The organism is Microbacterium sp. (assembly GCF_036823965.1).
GTDB lineage: Bacteria > Actinomycetota > Actinomycetes > Actinomycetales > Microbacteriaceae > Microbacterium.
The window spans coordinates 98,682-120,551 of sequence record NZ_DAITBE010000003.1; the positions used below are offsets into that span (position 1 = coordinate 98,682).

At 69.0% G+C, this 21,870-nt stretch carries 22 protein-coding genes; 12 read left to right on the plus strand and 10 right to left on the minus strand.

Translation table 11 applies throughout. The features are described from left to right. The first annotated feature begins 6 nt into the window (after positions 1-6). Both V7Z82_RS06715 and V7Z82_RS06720 read left to right on the plus strand, forming a co-directional pair. Positions 7-1,098, plus strand: coding sequence for an Rv2578c family radical SAM protein (locus V7Z82_RS06715; RefSeq protein ID WP_334149341.1), 1,092 nt, complete (start codon positions 7-9; stop codon positions 1,096-1,098). Between the two features lie 37 nt (positions 1,099-1,135). After that, positions 1,136-1,675 (plus strand): YaeQ family protein, encoded by a 540-nt coding sequence (locus tag V7Z82_RS06720; RefSeq protein WP_334149343.1) that lies wholly within the window; start codon positions 1,136-1,138, stop codon positions 1,673-1,675. Positions 1,676-1,857: 182 nt separating this feature from the next. On the opposite strand, the gene V7Z82_RS06725 is transcribed toward V7Z82_RS06720, so the two are convergent. Continuing rightward, positions 1,858-4,095, minus strand: coding sequence for a DEAD/DEAH box helicase (locus tag V7Z82_RS06725; RefSeq protein ID WP_334149345.1), 2,238 nt, complete (start codon positions 4,093-4,095; stop codon positions 1,858-1,860). Positions 4,096-4,357: 262 nt separating this feature from the next. Here V7Z82_RS06725 and V7Z82_RS06730 point away from each other — a divergent pair, with 262 nt between their 5' ends. Continuing rightward, on the plus strand, positions 4,358-5,254 hold the full coding sequence (locus V7Z82_RS06730; RefSeq protein ID WP_334149347.1) for an aldose 1-epimerase family protein: 897 nt from the start codon (positions 4,358-4,360) through the stop codon (positions 5,252-5,254). 80 nt (positions 5,255-5,334) lie between these two features. Here the strand turns inward: V7Z82_RS06730 and V7Z82_RS06735 are convergent, their stop codons facing one another. The 4 genes from V7Z82_RS06735 to V7Z82_RS06750 form a co-directional block, all read right to left on the minus strand. After that, positions 5,335-8,520, minus strand: a complete 3,186-nt coding sequence (locus V7Z82_RS06735) for an efflux RND transporter permease subunit (RefSeq protein WP_334149349.1) — start codon at positions 8,518-8,520, stop codon at positions 5,335-5,337. Between the two features lie 15 nt (positions 8,521-8,535). Beyond that, positions 8,536-9,135: a TetR/AcrR family transcriptional regulator gene (locus tag V7Z82_RS06740; RefSeq protein ID WP_334149351.1), complete on the minus strand. Its 600-nt coding sequence runs from the start codon at positions 9,133-9,135 to the stop codon at positions 8,536-8,538. A gap of 86 nt (positions 9,136-9,221) precedes the next feature. Continuing rightward, on the minus strand, positions 9,222-9,584 hold the full coding sequence (locus V7Z82_RS06745; RefSeq protein ID WP_334149353.1) for a fluoride efflux transporter FluC: 363 nt from the start codon (positions 9,582-9,584) through the stop codon (positions 9,222-9,224). After that, entirely contained in the window at positions 9,581-9,976 is a 396-nt protein-coding gene (locus tag V7Z82_RS06750) for a fluoride efflux transporter FluC (RefSeq protein WP_334149355.1), read from the minus strand. Before V7Z82_RS06750 ends, V7Z82_RS06745 begins: the two co-directional genes overlap by 4 nt. 86 nt (positions 9,977-10,062) lie before the next feature. Between V7Z82_RS06750 and V7Z82_RS06755 the strand changes: the two genes are divergently transcribed. After that, entirely contained in the window at positions 10,063-11,592 is a 1,530-nt protein-coding gene (locus tag V7Z82_RS06755) for an FAD-dependent oxidoreductase (protein WP_334149357.1), read from the plus strand. Positions 11,593-11,594: 2 nt separating this feature from the next. On the opposite strand, the gene V7Z82_RS06760 is transcribed toward V7Z82_RS06755, so the two are convergent. The 3 genes from V7Z82_RS06760 to V7Z82_RS06770 all read right to left on the minus strand — a co-directional run bounded on the left by V7Z82_RS06760 (position 11,595) and on the right by V7Z82_RS06770 (position 13,748). Beyond that, positions 11,595-12,401, minus strand: coding sequence for a nitroreductase family protein (locus tag V7Z82_RS06760; protein ID WP_334149359.1), 807 nt, complete (start codon positions 12,399-12,401; stop codon positions 11,595-11,597). Between the two features lie 4 nt (positions 12,402-12,405). Then, positions 12,406-12,780, minus strand: a complete 375-nt coding sequence (locus tag V7Z82_RS06765) for a hypothetical protein (RefSeq protein WP_334149361.1) — start codon at positions 12,778-12,780, stop codon at positions 12,406-12,408. A 125-nt stretch (positions 12,781-12,905) separates the two neighbouring features. Further along, the gene (locus V7Z82_RS06770; RefSeq protein WP_334149362.1) at positions 12,906-13,748 is read right to left on the minus strand and encodes a MerR family transcriptional regulator; all 843 of its coding nucleotides are present in this window, start codon (positions 13,746-13,748) and stop codon (positions 12,906-12,908) included. A gap of 138 nt (positions 13,749-13,886) precedes the next feature. Here V7Z82_RS06770 and V7Z82_RS06775 point away from each other — a divergent pair, with 138 nt between their 5' ends. The 3 genes from V7Z82_RS06775 (at position 13,887) to V7Z82_RS06785 (ending at position 16,075) form a co-directional block, all read left to right on the plus strand. Continuing rightward, positions 13,887-14,465, plus strand: a complete 579-nt coding sequence (locus V7Z82_RS06775; RefSeq protein ID WP_334149364.1) for a hypothetical protein — start codon at positions 13,887-13,889, stop codon at positions 14,463-14,465. A gap of 150 nt (positions 14,466-14,615) precedes the next feature. Continuing rightward, entirely contained in the window at positions 14,616-15,458 is an 843-nt protein-coding gene (locus V7Z82_RS06780; RefSeq protein ID WP_334149366.1) for a DUF4097 family beta strand repeat-containing protein, read from the plus strand. Further along, a complete protein-coding gene (locus V7Z82_RS06785) occupies positions 15,455-16,075 on the plus strand; it encodes a PadR family transcriptional regulator (RefSeq protein ID WP_334149368.1) in 621 nt (206 codons plus the stop codon). Before V7Z82_RS06780 ends, V7Z82_RS06785 begins: the two co-directional genes overlap by 4 nt. A 75-nt stretch (positions 16,076-16,150) precedes the next feature. On the opposite strand, the gene V7Z82_RS06790 is transcribed toward V7Z82_RS06785, so the two are convergent. Continuing rightward, complete coding sequence (locus V7Z82_RS06790; RefSeq protein WP_334149370.1) at positions 16,151-16,693, minus strand: universal stress protein; 543 nt, start codon at positions 16,691-16,693, stop codon at positions 16,151-16,153. Between the two features lie 147 nt (positions 16,694-16,840). Here V7Z82_RS06790 and V7Z82_RS06795 point away from each other — a divergent pair, with 147 nt between their 5' ends. From V7Z82_RS06795 to V7Z82_RS06815, 5 genes are all read left to right on the plus strand, one after another. Further along, entirely contained in the window at positions 16,841-17,026 is a 186-nt protein-coding gene (locus tag V7Z82_RS06795) for a DUF3073 domain-containing protein (RefSeq protein WP_029259537.1), read from the plus strand. An 87-nt stretch (positions 17,027-17,113) separates the two neighbouring features. Beyond that, entirely contained in the window at positions 17,114-17,929 is an 816-nt protein-coding gene (locus V7Z82_RS06800) for an MOSC domain-containing protein (protein WP_334149383.1), read from the plus strand. 214 nt (positions 17,930-18,143) lie between these two features. After that, complete coding sequence (locus V7Z82_RS06805; protein WP_334149385.1) at positions 18,144-19,457, plus strand: ABC transporter substrate-binding protein; 1,314 nt, start codon at positions 18,144-18,146, stop codon at positions 19,455-19,457. Positions 19,458-19,547: 90 nt separating this feature from the next. After that, entirely contained in the window at positions 19,548-20,522 is a 975-nt protein-coding gene (locus V7Z82_RS06810) for a carbohydrate ABC transporter permease (RefSeq protein ID WP_334149387.1), read from the plus strand. Next, on the plus strand, positions 20,519-21,442 hold the full coding sequence (locus V7Z82_RS06815) for a carbohydrate ABC transporter permease (RefSeq protein ID WP_334149389.1): 924 nt from the start codon (positions 20,519-20,521) through the stop codon (positions 21,440-21,442). Before V7Z82_RS06810 ends, V7Z82_RS06815 begins: the two co-directional genes overlap by 4 nt. A gap of 54 nt (positions 21,443-21,496) precedes the next feature. Here the strand turns inward: V7Z82_RS06815 and V7Z82_RS06820 are convergent, their stop codons facing one another. Next, complete coding sequence (locus tag V7Z82_RS06820) at positions 21,497-21,823, minus strand: hypothetical protein (protein WP_334149391.1); 327 nt, start codon at positions 21,821-21,823, stop codon at positions 21,497-21,499. Between the last annotated feature and the right edge of the window lie 47 nt (positions 21,824-21,870).

Here is a 21,870-nt window from a genome sequence, read left to right on the forward strand (position 1 = left end):
TGAAGTATGCGTTGGCAGGGACAGAAGCTCGAAGAGACGGATGCCGCTGCGCTCCCCGGCTTGGAGGAGCGCCGGGGCGTGCTGCGCACCGTCACCACGCCCGAGTTCGCTGGCATGACGTTCCACGAGGTGCTGTCGAAGTCCGCCCTGAACCACGTGCCAGGCGCTTCGCGCATGCCGTTCGCGTGGACGATCAATCCGTACCGCGGCTGCTCGCATGCCTGCGTGTACTGCTTCGCCCGTGGGACGCACGAGTATCTCGACCTCGACGGAGGCTCCGACTTCGACTCGCAGATCGTCGTGAAGGTCAACGTCGTCGAGGTGCTCGCGCGGGAGCTGCGCAAGGGCAGCTGGCAGCACGAGACCGTCGCGCTCGGCACGAACACCGATCCGTACCAGCGGGCGGAGGGGCGCTACAGGCTCATGCCCGGCATCATCGAGACGCTTGCGGCATCGGGCACCCCGATGTCGATCCTCACCAAGGGCACGCTGATCCGCCGCGACATCCCGCTGCTCGTGAAGGCGGCTGAGCGCGTGCCGGTCGACGTGCAGATGTCGATCGCGATGTACGACGACGAGCTGCAGAAGGCCATCGAGCCGGGTGCTCCGACCACGCAGGCGAGACTCGACACCGTGCGGGCACTGGCGGATGCCGGATTCCGGGTGACCGTCTTCCTGATGCCGATCATGCCGCACATGACCGACTCGGTCGCGGCGATCGACGAGGCACTCGCCCGCATCAAGGCAGCAGGTGCGCGCACCGTGATCTACGGGGCACTGCACCTGCGGGCCGGCGTGAAGCCGTGGTTCTTCCAATGGCTCGGCGAGGCGCGTCCTGACCTGGTGTCGTCGTATCGCGGCCTCTACCCCGGCGTCTCCGCCGAGGCGCCCAAGGGGTATCGACAGTGGCTCGCGAAGCGCGCACGCCCGCTGATCCGCTCGCACGGCCTCGACGCCCGCCACGAAGACGACTACCCGCAGCGCGGAGTGCGTCCGGGCCAAGGGCACGTCGATTCGATCTGGCGCCAGGGAGGCGTGCAGAAGGCCACCCCGCCGACCGCGGCATCCGATGCGGCGGCGCAGCCGATGCTCTTCTGAACCGGCGGAGCGCCGCGGCCGCGTAGGCTCGACAGTTATGGCTACCGGCTCCACGATGCACACGTTCGACGTCCAATTGGCCGACACGGACAGGGGCGTCTACGAGGACTTCTCGCTGCGTGTGGCGCGGCATCCGTCCGAGACGGACGCGTACATGCTCACCCGGATGCTCGCCTACGGGCTGGAGTACGCCGAGGGCATCGCGTTCGGCGAGGGCATCTCCTCGACCGAGGAGCCCGCGGTGATCGTGCGCGATATGACCGGCGCGATCATGGCCTGGGTCGAGATCGGAGCCCCCGACGCCGAACGCCTGCACTACGGCAGCCGCCTCGCCGAGCGCACGGTCGTCTACACGCACCGCGACCCCGCGAAGGTCATGGCACCGTGGGCCGGGAAGAAGATCCACAAGTCCGAGGCGATCCGCGTCTACAGCTTCGACCCCGGCTTCATCGACTCGGCGGTCCCGCATCTGGAGCGCCGCAACACCATGACGCTCACCGTGACCGAACAGGTCGTCTACCTCGACCTGAACGGCACCTCGCTGACGACGACGATCCACGAGCACGAGATCGCCTGACCGCCACGCGACAGGGAGGAGTTCTCCCCCATGGGCGGAGCCCTCGGGGCTGCACGTCAGCCCCACGCGGAGATCTCAGCCCGACGCCGCGTACTCAGCCCGACGCCGTGGCCACACCGCTCGGAGACGAGCACGGCCCCGCCCCGCAGAAGCGGAGACGGGGCCGGTGACTCGGACGGCGGTCAGCTCGTGAGGTCGGCCGCGGTCGGCACGCGACCGGCGATCTCCTCGATGATGTCGTCATCGAGACGAGCGTTCTCGAACGGCGCGTCGATCTCGGCGCGCTCGAGCATCTCGGTCATACGACGCTGGCGCTGACGCGTGATCAGGGTGACGACCCGGCCAGAGCGGCCCGCGCGACCGGTGCGACCCGAGCGGTGCAGGTACGTCTTGTACTCGTCGGGTGCGTCGGCCTGCACGACCAGGTCGATGTCATCGACGTGGATGCCGCGGGCGGCGACGTCCGTCGCGACGAGCACGTTCACGCGGCCGGAGGTGAGACGCTCCAGGTTGCGCGTGCGCTTCGCCTGGTTCAGGTCACCGTGGAGCGAGACCGCGGGGATGCCGGCGTCGTCGAACTGCTCGGCGAGCATGTCGGCGTAGGCGCGAGTGCGGGCGAACACGAGCGTCTTGCCCGCACGGTCGACCAGCGACGTGAGGATGTCGGCCTTGTCGCGGTGCTCGATCACGAGCACGCGGTGCTCGATCGTGCTGGAACCCTGGTCCTCACCGGCGACCTCGAAGACGGCAGGATCGATCAGGAACTCGTCGACGAGGGCTGCGACCTCGCGGTCGAGCGTCGCCGAGAACAGCAGCTTCTGGCTGCCGTCTGCGGTGTGACGCAGGATGCGCTGCACCGGCTCGACGAATCCGAGCTCGCACATGTGGTCGGCCTCGTCGAGCACGGCGATCCGGCAGTCCGACAGGTCGAGCTTGCCCTGGTTGATCAGGTCCTCGACACGACCGGGGGTGCCGATCACGATGTCGACGCCCTTCTTGAGCGCGCCGACCTGACGGCCCTGCGGCACACCACCGTAGATCTGCGTGGTGAACAGACCGACGCTGCGGGCGATCGGCTGGATCGTGCGGTCGATCTGGAGTGCGAGCTCACGCGTCGGCGCGAGGATGATCGCACGCGGCGAACGGCCGAACTCGCGGCGCTTGCCCGCCTGCGACTGCAGCACGCGCTCGACGAGCGGTGCGCCGAAGGCGATCGTCTTGCCGGAGCCGGTGCGGCCACGCGCGAGGACGTCGCGGCCCTCGAGCACTGCGGGAATGCTGGCGGCCTGGATGGCGAACGGCGATGCCGCGCCGAGTCCGGCCAGCGTCTCGACGATGTTCGAGCCGAGGCCGAGATCGCCGAACGTCACGCCGTCGACCTCGACAGCGGCCACGGCCTTGGCTTCGAGGCGCTCATGCACGACGTCCTCACCCGGTGCGAACTTCGCGCCGGAGCGACCCTGGGCTGCTGAGCCCGTCGAAGCATTCCAGTCGTTGCGGCTCGGACGCTCGTTGTGCGACGGACGCCCACGGGTGTCCGAGGTCAGCGGGCGCGGGCGCTCGGTGCGGTAGGCGCCACCGGTCGATGGGCGACGCTCATCGCGGCCGCCCTCGAAGGAGCGCTGCGTGCGATCGCGGTCGAATGCGCGACGTGCGCGGTCGGCGTCGTAGGAGCGCTCGCCACCACGGCTCGGCGCGCCTGCGTCGCGGCGCGGACGCTCGTCGCGGTCGAAGCGCTGGCCACCGCGGTCGTCGCGGTAACCGCCCTGACCGGTCGGACGCTGGCCACGACGGTCGTCGCGACCCGGACGCCCGCCGTCACGGTGGTCGTTGTCGCGGAAGCCCTGGCGCTGGGTGCTCGCACCGCGGTCGTCGCGGCGCGGACGCTCGTCGCGCTGGCCGGGACGAGCGTCGCGGTAGGTGCCGGGACCGGTGGGCCGCTGGCCGCCACGCTCGTCACGACGCGGGCGGTCATCACGGTCGAAACGAGGGCGCTCTGCGCCACGGTCGAAGGAACGGGCCGGGCGGTCGTTGAAGCGGGGGCGCTCGGTGCGCTCGTCGCCGCGGTGGTGCGGAGCCTCGCGGCGTCCGGACTCCGCGCGGTTGCGGATGCCACGAGCCTCGTCGCGGCCCGCGCGCTCCTGCGCGCTCCAGCGCTGCTTGGGTGCACCGGACTCGGCTTCGGCCGGGCGGTAGCCGCGGTGGCTCGCGCTGCGGCTGCCGGGACGACGGTCGTAACCGCCGGCCGCGGGAGCGGAGCGGCGGTCACCGGCATCCGCGCGTCCGCCGCGCTCGTCGCGGGCGCCGTCGCGAGACGGAGCGCCGTGGTGACGATCGTGGAAGGAGGTCTTGTTCGCGCCGTATCGCGGCTCGAAATTGCGGGCGGGGCGGCCGCCCTGGGGCTTCTTGCTCTTCGGCATGGAAGTATCTGCTTTCGTTTCTCGCACGAGAACAGCACTGCGCGCACGCGCGCGCACCATGAGCAACGCTCAGGGGGCCGGTTGGGAGGAGCCGGGGGCCATTCATGTGATGGTTCATGTGCGTCGATGGACGCTCACCATCGGCCCCTGGACTCACACTTCACACACATAAAACGTCCGCGCCTTGCGCGGGTGTCCGAAGCCGACCACACAAGTGTAGCCGACGCGCCTGAGAGAGCACCCAGACCCCTACGCTGATGGAGTGATTTCCGTCTCCCCCACCGGCACCCAGATCGTCCTGCAGCTCGGCGACGTCACCGCGCAGATCGCGCAGGTCGGCGCTTCGCTCCGCTCCCTGCGCATCGGCGGTGTCGACCTCGTCCCGCCGTATCCCGAGGACGCACCGACCCCCTCGTGCTCCGGCGTCGTGCTCACGCCATGGCCGAACCGGGTGCGCGACGGCGAGTGGGACGATGCAGGCACCACCCGCCGGCTCGCGGTCACGGAGCCGAAGTTCCACAACGCCAGCCACGGACTGCTTCGCTTCACCGCCTACGAGGTCGCCCAGACCGAGACGGCCGCAGTGCTCCGCGCGACGATCGTGCCGCAGACCGGCTACCCGTACCTGGTCGAGACCTCCGTCACCTACACGCTGACCGCCGACGGCGTGCAGGTCACGCACTCGCTGACCAACCGCTCTGCCGAGCCGGCGCCCGTCGCCCTCGGCACGCACCCCTTCGTCACGATCGGCGATGTCGATCCGCACGAGCTGGTGCTGCAGGTGCCGGCCGAGACCGCCTTCGAGACGGACGAGCGGATGCTGCCGACCGGCACCCGTCCGGCGGATGCCGCGCTCCGTGAGGGCGTGCGCCTCGGCGACGTCGAGCTCGACACCGGGTTCACCGGCCTCGCTCGCGATGCCGACGGGCTCGTGCGACACACGCTGACCGCACCGGACGGACGCCGCCTGACGCTGTGGCAGGGCGAGGGCTTCGACTTCGTGCAGGTGTACACCACGCCGAAGTACCCGGGTCAGTCGCTCGCGGTCGCGATCGAGCCGATGACGGCGCCGGCCGACGCGCTGAACAGCGGGCTCGGCATCCGCCGCCTCGCATCCGACGAGACCTGGACCCTGCAGTGGGGCATCACCTTCGCCTGAGCGATGCGCGCCCCTGCACCGAGAGACCCCGCCCTGCTGACTGCAGGGCGGGGTCTCGTCGATGAAGCGGCGGTCGGCGACTACTCGCCGCGCTCGCGCAGCTCCCGACGCGTGAGCGCGTGGGCGTCTGAGGCACTCGAGTCAGCGGCACTCGAGTCGACGGACGCCGCGGCATCCGCCCCGACGAGCACCGGCGTCCGACCATCGGCATCCAGACCCTTGCGCGCCCGGCGGCGTTCCTTCGCGCCCTCGACCAGGTTGTAGAGGGTCGGCAGCACGATCAGCGTCAGCACGGTCGAGGAGATCAGTCCGCCGATCACGACGATCGCGAGCGGCTGCGAGATGAAGCCTCCGTGCCCGGTGATGCCGAGCGCCATCGGGGTGAGCGCGAAGATCGTCGCGAGGGCGGTCATCAGGATCGGACGCAGTCGCTTCTCACCACCGGCCCGCACCGCATCGGCGGTCGACAGCCCCTTCTCCCGATACTGGTTGACGAGGTCGATCAGCACGATCGCGTTCGTGACCACGATGCCGATGAGCATCAGCACACCGATCAGCGAGGCCACGCCGAGCGGCACACCGGTGACGACCTGCAGCAGGATCGCGCCCGTCGCCGCGAACGGCACCGAGATGAGCAGCAGCAGCGGCTGACGCAGCGACTTGAAGGTCGCGACCATCACGACGTACACGATCAGGATCGCGGCGAGCATCGCGAGACCGAGCTGCGAGAACGAGTCGGCCTGCTGCGACGCGACACCGCCGACCTCGGCCGACGCACCGTCCGGCAGGTCGACCGCCTCGAGCGCGGTGTTGACCGATGCCGTCGCGGTGGCCAGGTTGTCGGATGCCGGGGGCACCGTGATCGTCGACGTGCGGCGTCCCTGCTCGGTGGTGATCGAGGTGGGGCCGTTGCGCTGCTCGACCGTCGCGATGTCCTGCAGCTGCACGACGCCGAGCGGCGTCGGGATCGTGAGCTGCTTGAGCGCGTCGACCGTGGTCGGCGGCTCGGGTGCGACGAGGTACACGGTCAGCGCGGTGTCGTCGATCTCGACGGAGCCGAGCTGCTGCGGACGCATCGTGTTCGAGACGATCGACCCGACCGCGACCTCGGAGAGTCCGCGCTGGGCGGCTGCCTCGCGGTCGACCACGACGGCGATGTACGGCAGCGATGCGGCCAGGTTGTCGGTCACCTGACCGACGCCGTCGCGGCCGTCGAGCTCGTCGACGACGGCGGTCGTCGCGGTCTGCAGGTCGTCTGCGTTCGGAGCCGAGACCGAGATCTCGATGTCGCTCGACCCGAAGCTGGCGGATGCGGCGACGGAGACGTCGCCCACCTCGTCGCCGAGTCCGTCGATGGCCTTCTGCACGTCTGCGCGCAGCTTCTCCTGATCGGCGTCGCCGTCGGTCAGCACCGAGTAGGTGATGCCGGCGCCGCCCGAGAACGCGTCGCGCAGGGCGGAGCCGCTCGACCCGATCGAGGCCTGCACGTGCTCGATGCCGTCGATGTCGAGCAGGGCGTCCTCGACGCTGACCGCGGCATCCGACTTGGCCTGCAGGCTCGCGGTCGGGCCGAGGTCCTGCGTGACCGTCATCGTGTTCTGGCCGGAGTCTCCGAGGAAGTTGACCTTCATCAGCGGCGCCGCCGCGAGCGTGCCGCCCAGCACCACGATCGCGATGATCACGGTGATGCCGGAGTGCTTGAGCGTCCAGCCGAGGATCGGCCGGTACGCGCGCTGGAGCTTGGTCGGCGGAGCGTCCTGGTGCTCCGGGTCGATCGCGACGCCCTGCTCGTCGAGCAGCGGCTTGCCGGGGCGCAGGAACCAGTACGCGAGCACCGGCACGATCGTGAGCGAGACGAGCAGCGAGGCGACCATCGCGATCGCGACGGTCACGGCGAACGGCCGGAACAGCTCGCCGACCATGTCGCCGACGAACACGATCGGGAGGAACACCGCGACGGTCGTGATCGTGGATGCCGTGACGGCCATCGCGACCTCGCGCACGGCGAGCCTGATCGCATCGCCCTTGTCGGCATCGCCGACGTAGTGCCGTTTGATGTTCTCGATCACGACGATGGAGTCGTCCACCACTCGTCCGATCGCGATCGTGAGCGCACCGAGCGTCAGGATGTTCAGCGAGTAGCCGAAGGCCTGCAGCCCGATGAAGGTGATGAGCACCGAGGTCGGGATCGAGATCGCCGTCACCAGGGTGGAGCGGATCGAGAGCAGGAAGACGAGGATCACGATCACCGCGAACGCGAGGCCCAGCAGTCCCTCGGTCGCGAGGCTCTCGATCGACTGCTGGATGAATGGCGCCTGATCGAAGATGATCGTGAACTCGGCGTCCGGGAACGCCTTGCCGATCTCGTCGAGTGCGGCGATCACGCCCTGCGACACCTCGACGGTGTTCGCGGCCGGGAGCTTCGTGATCGAGATGGAGAGCGCGTCCTTGCCGTCGACGCGCGAGATCGAGCTGATCGGGTCGGACTCCTGGACGACGGTCGCCACATCGCCGATGGTCACCGCGGTGCCGACGAGCGGGAGCGCAGCGATCTCCTCGACGGATGCGAGCTTCGCGCCGGTCTGCACGGTGAGGGTCTGGCCGTCGGCGGTGATGTCGCCGCCGGGGAAGAGCGTGCCGTTCTGCTGCAGCGCCGAGCTGATCTCCTGCGTGCTGGCACCCTCGGCCGCGAGCTTCGCGACGTCGGGCGTGATGCTGATGCGCTGTCCCACGCCACCGATGATCTGCGCGGCGTTGACGCCGTCGACATCCTCGAGGTCGGGGATCGCGACGCTCTGCAGCTCCGCCTGCGCGTTGTCTGCGTCCTCGAATCCGGTGACGGCGACCTGGATCACCGGGAAGTCGTCGATCGAGACCGCGAGCACCTGCGGGCTGACATCCTCGGGCAGCTGACTCGAGATGCGGTTGAGCGCCTGCTGGATCTTCTGCTCAGCCGTTGCGAGGTTCGTCCCGTAGGCGAAGGTCGCCTGCACGATCGAGGCGTTCGTCGTGCTGGTGGCTGTCGTGCCCTCGAGCCCGGGCACGCCCTGGATCGCCGACTCGACCGGCGTCGACACGTCGTTCTCCACGACCTCGGGCGATGCGCCGGGGTACGTGGTCATCACCATGAGGTTGGGGAGCTCGAGCGAGGGGATGAGCTCCTGCTTGAGGTTGGTCAGCGCCAGGCCGCCGAACACCGCGGCGACGATGGTGATGAGGGCGATGAGCGCCCGGTTCTTCAGGCTCAGGACTGCGAGATTCGACACAGCGGATTCCTCGGTTCAGGGTGCGGAGGACGCGACGATGCGACCGGGGTTGGTATCAGTCTCGGGCATGCCGAGGATTCTGGTGAGCACGGTTTCGATGAAGGGGCGATCGAGCGTCGCGTCGCGGATCTGCGCGTTCCACATCACACCGTCGATGAAGATCATGGCAGCGGTCGCGCGGTCGGCGCCGTAGCTCGGCTCCAGCATCGCGACGAGCTGTTCGGAGAGGTGGCGGGCGAGCTCTCGGAGGCGCGGATCGTGCACTGCGGCAGTCACGACGGCGCGGTCGGCCTGCACGGTCCTGGCATCGTCGAGGCTGTCGGCGATGAGGCCCGCGAGCACGGCAGGGCTGGCGCCGCGCTCCTCGACGATGCGGCGGATGCCCTCGAGGCGCGCGTCGACCTCGTCGGCGAGCACCCCGAATGCTGCGGTGCGCAGGTCGTCGAGCGTGTCGTAGTACCGCGTGGTCGAGCCGAGCGGCACGCCGGCACGGGCGGCGACGAGGCGGTGCGTGATCGCGTCGGCGCCGACCTCGACGATCAGCTCGGCTGCGGCGGCGGCGATCTCTCGCCGACGTGCCTCGGGGTCACGTCGGCGACGCGTTGCTTCCGCCATGCTCACCCCCAGGACATCTGTACATGTACATTTGTACATTTCCTCGGTGGGAGGATGCTGGGAGCAGGAGAGGTCGCGCTTCCCGGTCAGACGAGCGCGGTGCCCAGCGCGAGACCGAGTCCTGCCGCGGCGAGTCCCGACGCCAGCATCCCGATCGCGTTGAACGCCGCCGATCTGCCCTCGCCGTCGCGCCAGAGCGCGACCGTGTCGAGCATCGCCGTGCTGAAGGTCGTGTAGCCGCCGAGGAGCCCGGCGCCGAGCACGAACGCCTGATCGGGGAGGGCAGCCGTCACGAGTCCGAGGGCGAAGGAACCGGTGAGGTTCACGAGGAAGACACCCCAGGGGAAGCGGCGTCCTGCGAGCCGGGCGACCCCGAGATCGGCGAGATACCTGAGCACGGCGCCCGCACCCCCGGCGAGCGCGGCGGCGAGGAACAGCAGCGGGCTCATGCGGCATCCCCCGCACTGTGCGGTCGACCGAGCCGGAGACCGAGCGCGGCGGCGCCGAGGCCGAGCACGAGCGAGCCGAGGCCGTAAGCGACGGCCACGATCGGAGCATCCGCCCACAGCGCGAGCGTTCCCGTCATGAAGGAGCTGTAGGTGGTGAAGCCGCCCAGCATGCCGGTGCCGATCAGGAGTCGCACCTCGGCCGCCGCTGAGTCCCTGAGCCTGCCGAAGGGTCGTGCCGCCAGGACGCCGATCAGGAACGCCCCGACGACGTTCGCGAGCAGCACCGCCGTCGGGAACCCGCCCTGCTCCGGCAGCAGGAGCCCGAGCGCGAGCCTGGCGGCGGTGCCGACCGTGCCGCCGAGCGCGACGAGCAGGATGCGGCGGAGGTTCACGATCGCCACTGTAGTCGCCGATGACAGCCCGACCCCCGAATGTCAAGGCGCTGGGTGCCTGACGCTCGCGGGCGTTCACTGACCACATGCTGCCCCTCTGGAAGACCGACACGACCATGCCCGCCGGCTCGCCCTTCGAGGCGGATGCGCACCACGACGTCGTCATCGTCGGAGCCGGCATCACGGGACTGACCACCGCGGTCATGCTCTCCCGCGCCGGTCTCGACGTCGCGGTGATCGAGTCCGGTGCCGTCGCGGAGCTCGCGACCGGCGGGAACACGGGCAAGCTCTCACTCCTGCAGGGCAAGCGCCTCGCCGAGATCCGTCGGCACCACCCGGCCGAGCTCGTGCGCGCCTACGTCGACGCGAACCGTGACGGCATGGACTGGCTGCTCGCCTTCGCCGACGCCGCTGGCGTCTCGTACACCCGCCGCACGGATCACTCCTACGCGCAGGGGCGCAGCGGCGTCGACACCGTGCGCGCACAGCACGCGGCGGCGCGCGAAGCCGGGCTGCCGACACGGATCCTGGCCACCAGCGAGCTGTCGACCCTGCCGTTCCCGGTGGCAGGTGCCGTCGCGCTCGACGACCAGGTCATGATCGATCCGGCGCTCGTCGCGCGGGCGCTGGCAGCGGATCTGCTCGCCTCGGGCGGGACGCTGCACACCGGCATCCGCGTCACCGGCGCCCATGCACTGCCCTCTGCCCACGTCGACACGGACGCCGGCCCCATGTCAGCCGACCACATCGTGCTGGCGACCGGTGCCCCGATCCTCGATCGGGGCCTGTACTTCGCGAAGACCCGAGGTCTGCGGTCGTACTGCGTCTCGTTCCGCGTGCCCGGCGAGGTGCTCGACACGACCTTCCTCTCGGTCGATGACCCGACCAGATCGATCCGTCCGGTGTCGGCCGCTGACGGCCCCGTCGGCACGGCGCAGCTCGTCGTCGGCGGCAACGGGCATCCGGTCGGCCGCTCCGACTCCGAGGCCGCCGCGATCGAGGACCTCGTCACCTGGACTCGCCGGCACTTCCCGGATGCCGAGGAGACGCACCGCTGGTCCGCGCAGGACTACGAGTCGCACAACCTCATCCCGTTCGTTGGCGCCCTGCCCCGCGGTCTCGGCCGGATCCGATTCGCCACCGGCTACGCGAAGTGGGGGCTGTCGAACGCGCCGGCCGCTGCCCGACGACTGACCGACGAGATCCTCGGGACGAGCTACCGCGACCGGCCCAGATGGATGATGAAGATCTCGACGCGCCTCACCGTCGCGGCCGACCTCGGACGCGGCGCGACGGAGGGCGCGAAGGTCGGCAAGGCGGCTGTCGAAGGATGGGCGGATGCCGAGTCGCGCACCGTGCCGATCGCTCAGCCGGCCGAGGGCGAGGGCGTGGTCGCGAATCGCGCCGGTCTGCCGGTCGGCGTCTCCACGGTCGACGGCGTCACGCGCGCGGTGAGCGCCGTGTGTCCCCATCTCGGCGGCGTGCTGGCCTGGAACGATGCGGACTGCACCTGGGACTGCCCGCTGCACGCCTCGCGCTTCGAACCCGACGGCACCAGGATCGAGGGCCCGGCGCTCAAAGACCTGCCGCAGCTGCCGCGCACCGGTCGGCGCTGAGGTCAGACGCCTGCCGGCGGAGCGTCCCACCCCTGCTGCGGTGTCTCGCAGCTCTCGCGGAAGACGTACTGCGAGGCCAGCCGACGCTGGCTGCTCGACCAGTCGATCGCCGGTCGGCGCTGCTCCGGCGGCAGGTAGCCCAGCCGGTAGACGGCCATCAGCTCGAGGTCGTCCGGCACGTGCAGGAGGCGGACGATCTCGTCCCAGCGACCGGGCACCTCCATCGGGAAGGAGATGAACTGGATGCCCATGCCGAGCTCGACGGTGGTGAGCCAGATGTTCTCCATCGCGGCGCCCATGCTGAACACAGAGTAGAACGACGACAGCTGTCCAGGACGGTACTCGCTGCGGTCGAGCATCACGCCGAGCAGCAGCGGCGAGCCGGCGACGAGCTTGCGGTTCTCGGCGCCGAGTGTCTTGGGCACGCCGAAGGTGTTCATGAGCGTCTGCCCTCGCTTCGTGAACACCTGGCTCGTGAACGGGCGAAGTGCCGCGGGGAGCTTGTCGAACAGCATCCCGTTCCGCTTCTCGTCCATCTCGGCCTGGCTGAACCGGAAGTACGGCTTGTACCGCTCGAAGAACGTGCCGTTCGACATCGCCTCGGTCATGCTCTCGCCCGAGATGCTCGCGATCCGGTCGATCGTCTCGCGGCTCTCGATCACGACGAAGCGCCACGGCTGGCTGTTCAACTGCGAGGGTGCCCGCCCGGCTGCCTCGAGCAGCACCCGCTGATGCTCCTCCGAGACGGGATCGGGCAGGAACGGGCCGTTCGTGGTCTTACGGCGGCGGATGGCGTCGAGCAGTTTCATGTGATCACTTCCGGTCGGAGGGACGCCGCGAGCAGGCGAGGCCGGCGACGATGAACGGGGCTGCGGCGAGCGCGACCAGCGGATGCCGCGCGGTATGACTGCCGAGGTAGGGGATGGCCGCGAGCGGGGCGGTGGCCGGCAGCAGCGCGAGCGCAGCGCGTCGGCTCGCGGATCGGGGGCGAGCCCAGACCGCGGCGCTGATCGCCGCGGCGGTCGTGACGCAGGTCGCGATGTAGAGGGCGTGGTGCACCCAGCGGAAGTTCCGCGTGTCGATCGTCTTCGTCGCCACTGCGGTGCCGAGCGCTGCGTTCGCACCGTACGCGATGGCTGCGGCGGCGAACAGCGGCGCTGCGTTCGTCCGCCGTGGTCGCTGCCTCATGCCCTGACCCTACGCCCGACCTCCGGATGCCGAGCGACCCCCTTGCGTGCGAGCGGCCCCGTTGGGTACGGCCACAAGGGGGTGGCTCGCACGCAAGGGGGCCGCTCGGCGGATGGGGCGGGACGCTACAGGGTGGCTTCCGCATAGATGCGGAGCGCGTCGCGGACGAACTCCGCGCCACGGGTTCCGCCGTCGGACGTCGCATAGTTCGCGCCGAAGCGCGGATCCGCGACGTACATCTCGCCGAGTCCGGTCACGTACCCCTTGACGTCGCCGCCAGGGGCAGCGGCCGGTGTGCCCGGCACACCGGCCAGCCACTCGACGTGGCGTCGAGCGAGGTCCTGCGCATCGTCGGACGCCGGATCGATGCCCCGCTCCGCCGCAGCGATCCAGTCGCGTGCGAGATCGGACACGTGCTGCTGCCACTCGGCGCGCTCGGCGTCCGTCATCCCCCGCCACCAGCGGTCACTGTCGGCGTACGCCTTCCTGCCCCAACGATCCTCGACCTCCTCCTTGTACCGGGTGTGGTCGAAGCCGTCGAACATGTGCTCTGCCATGAGTTCTTCACCTCCTCTCATTGCATGGATGGTGGATTCGACCGCCGCGATCTGCCGCGCCAGCCGGGCCTGCTCCTCGCGCAGCAGCGCGAGGTGCGTCTCGAGCGCGGATGCCTCATCCGCGCCGTGGGTCCCTGAGCCCGCACCGTTGGTCCCTGAGCCCGCACCGTTGGTCCCTGAGCCTGTCGAAGGGCCGAGCACCTCCGCCACCTGCGGCAGTCCGAGGCCGAGCTCCCGCAGCAGCAGGATGCGCTGCAGGCGCACGAGCGCCGAGGCGTCGTAGTGCCGGTAGCCGTTCGACGCGATGCGCGACGGCGGCAGCAGCCCGATGTCGTCGTAGTGACGCAGCGTGCGGCTCGTGGTCCCAGCGAGTCGCGCGATCTCCTGGATCGACCAGTCCTTCCGCTCCATCGGCATCCTCCGTTCCGTTGTCGATATCTCGACTGTAGAAGTTGACGCTGCGTCAAGGTCAACCATCATCTCTCTCACCTACCCTGGGTGGGACTCCCGGAGGAGTCGCTACGCCATCTCACCCGGAGGAGCACTCGCATGCCCGAAACCACCCGCTCGACGCCGATCCACCCGAGCCGCCGGACGATCCTCAGGGCCTCCGCCTGGTCGCTGCCTGTCGTCGCCGTCGCGATGTCCGCACCGCTCGCCGCCGCGAGCACGGTGATCGATCTCGAGCTCACAGCGCAGCCGTTCGGCGACAGGATCATCGTGACGAATCCGGAGGGAACGCTGGCCTTCGACGTGACGGTCCCGTACTCCTTCGACGCCACCACCTTCGGTCCGAGCGCCACACCGGGGACGACGCTGGTCGTGAGCTTCGATGTCCGTCTGCTCGACGACGTGATGGTGTCGATGCAGGGCGAGCCGGCGACCGAGCTCACCTCCGAAATCGCCGGGAACACGCGGACCGTGACGTTCTCGCTGCCGATCGCGATCCCCGCCGATGGGACGACGGTCCCGATCCAGCCGTTCTTCGCCACGATCAACAGCTCGACATTCTTCGGCGACCTCGCACCGCTGGTCGTCACCCTGGTCGCGCCGGCAGGCACCAGCGAATCGAACCTGTCGAACAACGCCGTGACGAGGGTGGTGCAGTACGTCGCACCTCCGAACTGAGCCGGACAGTCCCGACCAGGAGGCGCCCGCCACCATCGAGTGGCGGGCTGCTCCTGCGGATTCCCAGCACCCCCTTGACACCATCGAGATATATCGTGTTACTCTTCCAACACACGATATATCGTGATCCACGACACAGGAGAAGCAGACATGACCGAGAAGTGGCTCATCGCCCCCGGCGAAGAACGCGTCATCGACATCGCATCCGCGACCCGGCTCAAGGTCGGTCTCGTCGGAGGACAGGTCGACATCATCGCCCATGACGAACCCGGCATCCGCATCGAGGTGCACGGCGTCACCACCAAAGACCTCCGCGTGGAGGCCCACGACGGCGAGGTCGAGATCGATCACCCGCAGCTGGGCTGGGACAACTTCCTCGAGGTGTTCCGCAACTTCGGCTCCGGCGGCCCCCGTGCAGAGGTGAGCGTCGCCGTCCCCCGCTCCATCGCGCTGAACCTCGGCGTCGTCAGCGCCGGCGCCCTCGTCTCCGGCCTCCGCAACGACACCCGGCTGAACACGGTGTCCGGCGACATCATCGTCGACACCCTGATCGGCGACCTCACCGTGAACTCGGTGTCCGGCGACGTGCAGGTGCGCGGACTGACCGGCTCGATCAGCGCGAACAGCGTCTCGGGAGATGTGGCCGTGACCGGTGCTGTCCGCAAGGCCACGGTCGACATCGTCTCGGGCGCCACACTGGTCGATGCCGCGGGCGACGTGAACTCCATCACCGTGAACTCGGTCTCCGGCGGCACCACGGTGCGCCTCGACGAGTCCCTCGCTGCGAACTACGTCATCCGCTCGCTCACCGGCCGCCTGCTGATCGACGGCATCGAGCGCAACTCCTCCGGTCCGAGCAACTACACGGGCACGAAGGGCGAGCTCGCCGGTCGCTTCGTCGATCTGCGCGCGAACTCCGTCTCCGGCGGCGTCACGGTGCTGCGCCGGGCTCCCGAGTCGATCACGAACGACGCGGAGTGGGAGGAAGCATGAGCCCCGCAGTGTTCTCGCACGGCGACCTGCGGCTCTACCTCCTGTCGCTGCTCGCCGAGGCGCCGCAGCACGGCTACGGCATCATCCAGTCGCTGACCGACCGCACCGGCGGCACCTACACGCCGAGCGCCGGCACGATCTACCCGCGGCTCGCGAAGCTCGAGGAGGAGGGCCTGGTCTCGAAGACCGTCGACGGCCGCACCACGATCTACTCCATCACCGACGCAGGTCGTGAAGAGCTCGCAGCACGCGAGGGCGACCTGGCCGGCATCGAGTCCGGTCTCGCCGACTCGGTTCGTCTGATCGCGAACGAGGTGCGCCAGAGCGTGAAGGACGCGATGAAGAGCCTGCGGGCCGATCTCGCCTCGGCGGAGCACGATGAGCGCGCTGCTGCGAAAAGCCGACCGCGCGCGGCGAGCGACGACGTCCGCGTCACCAGTCGCGAAGAGCTGCACCGGGCGGATGCCATCATCAACGCGTTCCGTGCCAGGGTGCGCACCGACATCCGGACGCATGTGGCGAAGGGCGGCGCCCTGCCGGCATCCGTCGTCTCCGAGCTGGAGGACGGACTCGATGCCGCGGCGCACGCCGTGACGAGAGCCCTCGCGTCCTCCTGACCCGCCCCATCACAGACGCCCCCTCGTACTCAGCCGAGTCCGAGGGGGCGTCGTCGTTCCAGGAGCTCCCGACGACTACTCGGGCCAGATCTCCTTCTGCGAATCGGGCACCGACTCGCCGAGCGGCACGACGAGCACCGAGCGGTGCTGCCGGTGCGTCAGGCGCGCTGCGACCGATCCGGTGAAGAACTCGCGGATCGACTCGCCGATCCCTCGCTTGCGGGTGCCGACCACGATGAGCTGGGCGTCGAGCTTGTTCGCGAGCTGCTTGATCGCCAGCGCCGGATCGCCGACGAGTTGGCGAGCCGTCCAGGTGATCCCGGCCGGGTCGAGCACCGCGGCGGCGGCGGACTGCACGGCTTCGAACTCGGCCGCACCGGCGTCGAAGTTGATGTCGATCGGCGCGGAGTGCACGTATCCGTCCGGATCCTCGTAGGTCACGAAGCGCGTGACGTCGACGTGGGCGACGACGAGCGGCACATCGAGCAGTCGGGAGAACCGCAGCGCCTCCTCGAGGACGCGCTGATTCTGTTCCGGCTGCAGGCCGACGATCACCGCTTTCTGCAGCGCTGCGTTCTGTGCAGCCTCGTCGGACGGAGTGGAGGTGTTCTCGGTCATGAAGATCGTTCCCTTCACCAGCCTGGCGTCAGCCAGAGGGTCTTACCCGCGTGCTATTCTGAATGCTACTCTTACCGGCTGCGCGCCGGTGTCGTGATGCCTCGGGCTTTTGCCGCCCGCAGCTTAACTCGTGAGGGGGTCTCGCGCATGGGCCGTGGCCGTCAGAAGGCGAAACACACAAAGATCGCCCGCGAACTCAAGGCGTACAGTCCGTCGGTGAACTATTCCGCTCTCGAGCGCGAATTGGGTCATCCGACCGACGAAGACGCCTACGTCGACAAGTGGGCTGATGACTATGCCGACGAAGACGAGGACGAACTAGAGAAGGCCTGACCGCTTTCTGTTCGACGTCTCCCCCGTACGACCTACGGGGGTTTCGTCGTGCCCGGATGCTGGGCGCCCACCTGAGAGGATCTCCTCATGGCCCGCGTCGTCTCCCTCTACCGCCACCCGATCAAGGGCCTCACGCCCGAATCCGTCGATGCGCTGATCGTGCAGGCCGACGGCAGGGTCGCCGGAGATCGCGTGCTCGCATTCCGATTCGCGGATGCCGCCACCCCGGAGGACCGCGACGGCCTGGACTACTGGCCGAAGGCCAAGGGCCTCGCACTGCAGGACTTCCCCGCGCTGGCCGCGCTCCGCACGAGCTATGACGACGCATCCAGACGGATCCGGATCGAGCAGGGCGGCGACGTGCTGGTCGAGGCCGGGCTCGACGTCGATGGCCGTGCGGCGCTGACCGACGCGATCACCGAGTTCGTGCTCGCGACGCCCGAGGCGAAGAAGCTCGGCCGCCCCGGGCGACTTCCCCTCGTGCTCGTCGGCGACGGCGAGACCTCGCAGTTCCAGGATCGACCGCAGGGCTACGTCTCGGTGCACAGCCGGGCCAGCGTGGATGCGCTCGGCGACGCACTGGAACTGCGCATCGACGACCGCCGCTTCCGCTCGAACGTCGTGATCGACGGGGTCGATGCGTGGGAGGAGCTCGACTGGTCGAGCGAGGTGCGCATCGGCGACATGACCTTCCGCGCCGCTGGCCCGATCGTGCGCTGCCTGGCGACGCACGCGAATCCGGACACCGGGATCCGCGACGCGAAGGTGCTCACCACCCTCACCGGAGCACTCGCGCAGGACGAGCCGACCCTGGGCCGGCTGCTGCTGCCGGGATGGGCCGACGATCAGGGCACCGCACCGGCCGGCGTCATCCGCGTCGGCGACGAACTGCACGCACGCTGAGATCGCTCGCGACGATCGAACGGCGATCGAACGTGTCGTCCCTGCTCGATGTCAGCGCTCCCGTCGGAGGCTATCAGGCCTGCTTGAATCATCTGAATCACGCGCTTGTGAACGCAAACATTTTCTGATTTGATGTGCATGTGATCGACGGCGCCGCAACGCCACCCCTCATCCGGGAAGATCCGCAGAACCTGACCTCGAAGAGGAGAACAGCATGGCAATCACCCCTCGCTTCACACGCACCGCCGCGATCGTCGCCGTCGGTGCCGTATCGGCCTTCGGCCTCGCCGCCTGCTCGTCCGGCGACACCGACTCCGGCAGCGCCGGCGGCGACCCGATCACGATCGAGTACGTTCACCGCCTCCCCGACGGCGACGGGATGACCAAGGTCGACGACATCGTCAAGCGCTGGAACGCCGACCACCCGGACATCCAGGTGAAGGCCACGAAGTTCGACGGCAAGTCGAGCGACATGATCCTGAAGCTCGAGACCGACATCAAGGCCGGCAACGGCCCCTGCCTCGCACAGACCGGGTACGCCGAGGTTCCGCAGCTGTTCGTCAAGGGGCTGCTGCAGGATGTCGCCCCCGAGGCGAAGAAGTACGAGGACCACTTCTCGGCCGGCGCGTTCAGCGGCATGAAGGTCGGCGATGCGATCGTCGGTCTGCCGACCGACACCGGCCCCCTGGTGTACTTCTACAACGAGGCCGAGTTCACCGCCCTCGGACTCGACGTGCCGACCACCCTCGATGACCTCACGGCCGATTCCGCCGCTGCCACGGCCGCAGGCAAGTACGTCACGGCGTTCACGCCGGACGAGGCGCAGAACTGGCTCGCCGGTCAGGCCGCCGCCGCCGGCGACACCTGGTTCAGCACCGAGGGCGACGAGTGGAAGGTCGACGCCGAGGGAGACGGCGCGGAGCGCGTCGCCGGCTTCTGGCAGGGGCTCCTGGACAGCAAGCAGACGCTGGCCACCGAGCGCTGGGGCGAGGGGTTCACGGCAGCCCTGAACGACGGCAGCCTGATCGGACACATCGGCGCCGCCTGGGAGGCCGGATTCCTGCTCGACTCGCTCGACGGCACTCCTGCGGAGGGGCAGTGGCGCGTCGCGCAGCTTCCCGACTTCGGCGCCGGCGCGCTGAGCGGCCCCGACGGCGGCTCGGGCATCTCGGTCATGAAGGGCTGCGAGCACCCAGCCGAAGCGATGGAGTTCAACGACTGGTTCAACACGCAGGTCGACGATCTCGCGTCGCAGGGACTCGTCGTCGCCGCGAAGGGCAGCGTCGAGACGCCGGAGAAGATGCTGCGTCAGTTCGGCGACCAGGATGTGCTCGCCGAGCTCGCCACCGCGACCGAGAACCTCAACCCCGACTTCCCCTACGCCCCTGGCTTCTCGACGCTGTCGAAGATGAACGAGACGGCAGCCGCGGCGGTCGCCGGCACCGCGACGGTCGCGGACGTCTTCACGACCGCGCAGGACACCGCGGTCACCTCCCTGAAGGACCTCGGCCTCCCGGTCGCGGAGTGACCTGCCGAGACGGCATCATCGGATGATCGACGGCGGAGCGCACGCACAGACGGTGCGCTCCGCCGTCGTCATGAATCGAGAGGCGACACCATGGTCACTGTGACCGAGACGCGGCCGTCGGCAGCGCTGCCGGACCCGCACACCCCGATCCGGCGCATCCGCCGAGGCTCAGGGAACCGCCGCGAGGGGGTGACCGGCTGGCTGTTCATGGCGCCGTTCGCCGTGCTCTTCGCCGTCGTGTTCCTCGTGCCGATCATCGTCTCGGTGCGCTCCGCGTTCTTCGCCCAGGTGCCCTCCGGCGATGGGCTCTACGGCGGCGGCGAGCTGGTGGACGCCTTCGTCGGCCTCGACAACTTCGCCGCGGCGATCGGCAACGGCGCATTCTGGTCGGGCATGGGACGCGTCGTGGCTTTCGCCGCGCTGCAGATCCCGCTGATGACGGTGATGGCCCTCGCCCTCGCCCTGCTCCTCGACTCGTTCATCGTTCGCCGCCCCGCCCTGTTCCGTCTCGCGTTCTTCCTCCCGTACGCGGTCCCCGGCATCATCGCGGCGATGATGTGGCTGTACCTCTACACACCCCAGGTGTCGCCGTTCCTGCCGTACCTCCCCGAGGGCACCGACCTCATGTCGCCGCAGACGATCCTGTTCTCGATGGCCAACATGACCACGTGGACCTACACGGGCTACAACATGCTGATCTTCCTCTCCGCGCTGCAGGCCGTGCCGCGCGATCTGTACGAGGCGGCCCGCCTCGACGGAGCATCCGGCTTCCAGGTGGCGATGCGCATCAAGGTCCCGCTCGTGCGCGGGGCGGCCCTGCTCGCCGTGCTGCTGTCGATCATCGGCACGATCCAGCTGTTCAACGAGCCGGTCATCATGGAATCGGCGAACTCCTGGATGGGCAAGGACTTCACCCCGATGATGCTCACCTACAACTCCATGATGGGGGAGCTCTCCCCCTCCGGCAGCGGCCCGGCATCCGCCTACTCCCTGCTCATGGCACTCATCGCGGGCCTGCTCGCGATCGTCTACGCGCTGCTCCAGCGCCGAAAGGGCGACGCATGACCACCACACGCCTCCTCACCACCGCTCCGTCTCCCGGACGTCGACGCACTCGCCGCCCGCAGGCCGCCGACGCACCACCGCCGTCGATCGCCCCCGGCCCGCTCGCCCGCGTGTTCGGCATCATCGCCCTCGTCGTGGCGACCCTCTACTTCCTCGTGCCCGTCTACTGGCTCATCGTCGCCTCGACCAAGAACAACACCGATCTCACGTCGACCTTCGGCTTCTGGTTCGCCGATTGGAACCTCGGCGCGAACTACGACAGCCTGATGGGCTGGACGCAGGGTCTGTTCTGGCGCTGGGTCGGCAACTCGCTGTTCTACTCAGTCAGCGCGGGCGTGATCGGCACCCTGTTCGCCGTGATGGCCGGCTACGCGATCGCGAAGTTCGCCTTCCCCGGCAAGAAGATCGCGGTCGGCGTGATCATGGCAGGGCTCCTGCTCCCGGTCGCGCTGCTCACGGTGCCGCTCTACATCGAGTTCCACGCGCTGGGCCTGACGAACACGGTCTGGGCGATCATCATCCCCTCAGCGGTCTCACCGTTCGGCGTCTTCCTCGGCATGGTCTACGCGCAGTCCTCGGTGCCGACCGAACTGCTGGAGGCCGCACGTATCGACGGCGCCGGTGAGGGGCGGATCTTCTTCACGATCGTCCTGCGCCTGCTGGGTCCGGCGATGGTGACGATCTTCCTGTTCATCTTCGTGGCGACATGGAACAACTTCCTGTTGCCGCTCATGATGATCTCGAGCCAGGATCTCAAGCCGGTCACACTCGGGTTGTACGGCATGATGAGCTACTTCTCGCCCGACAAGGGCGCGGTCATGCTCGGCGCCCTGCTGGGCGTGATCCCGCTGATCCTGCTGTTCTTCACGCTGCAGCGCTACTGGCGCTCCGGACTGGCGGCTGGAGCGGTCAAGGGCTGAGCGGGCAAAGGCTCATCGGGCAAGGGCTCATCGGGCAAAGGCTCATCGGGCAGGTCAGACGAACATCACGCACCGCGAGGGCGGATCCGGATACCCGCGTCCCAGCGGACTGAACCAGGTGATCGTGCCGTCCTGTCGCTGTTGCGCAGTCCATCGATGCACCTCGGGCGCATCGGGATGCTTCAGCGTGTGATGGGACCGGCAGGTCGCGTCGAGGAAGAGCCGGCTCCAGCCGGTGTTGCGTCCCGCCGGTTCGCGAGCGATGTCGGGACCGGCATCGTGGATCGCGATCTGCTGCACCAGCAGCTCCGCCTCCTCGGACTCGAGCGCAGCGATCTGCCGCCGCTTCCCCACCCACGAGTCGAGCACACGGCGCGACACCGCGAAGCGGCCCGGAGGAAGACCTCCGGGCCGCTTCGTCCGAGCCG

What these genes read in the sequence shown, in the direction of transcription:
- V7Z82_RS06715 (WP_334149341.1), top strand. Translation starts at nt 7, where the DNA reads ATGCGTTGGCAGGGACAGAAGCTCGAAGAGACGGATGCCGCTGCGCTC.
- V7Z82_RS06720 (WP_334149343.1), top strand. Translation starts at nt 1,136, where the DNA reads ATGGCTACCGGCTCCACGATGCACACGTTCGACGTCCAATTGGCCGAC.
- V7Z82_RS06725 (WP_334149345.1), bottom strand. Translation starts at nt 4,095, where the DNA reads ATGCCGAAGAGCAAGAAGCCCCAGGGCGGCCGCCCCGCCCGCAATTTC.
- V7Z82_RS06740 (WP_334149351.1), bottom strand. Translation starts at nt 9,135, where the DNA reads ATGGCGGAAGCAACGCGTCGCCGACGTGACCCCGAGGCACGTCGGCGA.
- V7Z82_RS06745 (WP_334149353.1), bottom strand. Translation starts at nt 9,584, where the DNA reads ATGAGCCCGCTGCTGTTCCTCGCCGCCGCGCTCGCCGGGGGTGCGGGC.
- V7Z82_RS06755 (WP_334149357.1), top strand. Translation starts at nt 10,063, where the DNA reads ATGCTGCCCCTCTGGAAGACCGACACGACCATGCCCGCCGGCTCGCCC.
- V7Z82_RS06760 (WP_334149359.1), bottom strand. Translation starts at nt 12,401, where the DNA reads ATGAAACTGCTCGACGCCATCCGCCGCCGTAAGACCACGAACGGCCCG.
- V7Z82_RS06765 (WP_334149361.1), bottom strand. Translation starts at nt 12,780, where the DNA reads ATGAGGCAGCGACCACGGCGGACGAACGCAGCGCCGCTGTTCGCCGCC.
- V7Z82_RS06770 (WP_334149362.1), bottom strand. Translation starts at nt 13,748, where the DNA reads ATGGAGCGGAAGGACTGGTCGATCCAGGAGATCGCGCGACTCGCTGGG.
- V7Z82_RS06775 (WP_334149364.1), top strand. Translation starts at nt 13,887, where the DNA reads ATGCCCGAAACCACCCGCTCGACGCCGATCCACCCGAGCCGCCGGACG.
- V7Z82_RS06780 (WP_334149366.1), top strand. Translation starts at nt 14,616, where the DNA reads ATGACCGAGAAGTGGCTCATCGCCCCCGGCGAAGAACGCGTCATCGAC.
- V7Z82_RS06785 (WP_334149368.1), top strand. Translation starts at nt 15,455, where the DNA reads ATGAGCCCCGCAGTGTTCTCGCACGGCGACCTGCGGCTCTACCTCCTG.
- V7Z82_RS06790 (WP_334149370.1), bottom strand. Translation starts at nt 16,693, where the DNA reads ATGACCGAGAACACCTCCACTCCGTCCGACGAGGCTGCACAGAACGCA.
- V7Z82_RS06795 (WP_029259537.1), top strand. Translation starts at nt 16,841, where the DNA reads ATGGGCCGTGGCCGTCAGAAGGCGAAACACACAAAGATCGCCCGCGAA.
- V7Z82_RS06800 (WP_334149383.1), top strand. Translation starts at nt 17,114, where the DNA reads ATGGCCCGCGTCGTCTCCCTCTACCGCCACCCGATCAAGGGCCTCACG.
- V7Z82_RS06805 (WP_334149385.1), top strand. Translation starts at nt 18,144, where the DNA reads ATGGCAATCACCCCTCGCTTCACACGCACCGCCGCGATCGTCGCCGTC.
- V7Z82_RS06810 (WP_334149387.1), top strand. Translation starts at nt 19,548, where the DNA reads ATGGTCACTGTGACCGAGACGCGGCCGTCGGCAGCGCTGCCGGACCCG.
- V7Z82_RS06815 (WP_334149389.1), top strand. Translation starts at nt 20,519, where the DNA reads ATGACCACCACACGCCTCCTCACCACCGCTCCGTCTCCCGGACGTCGA.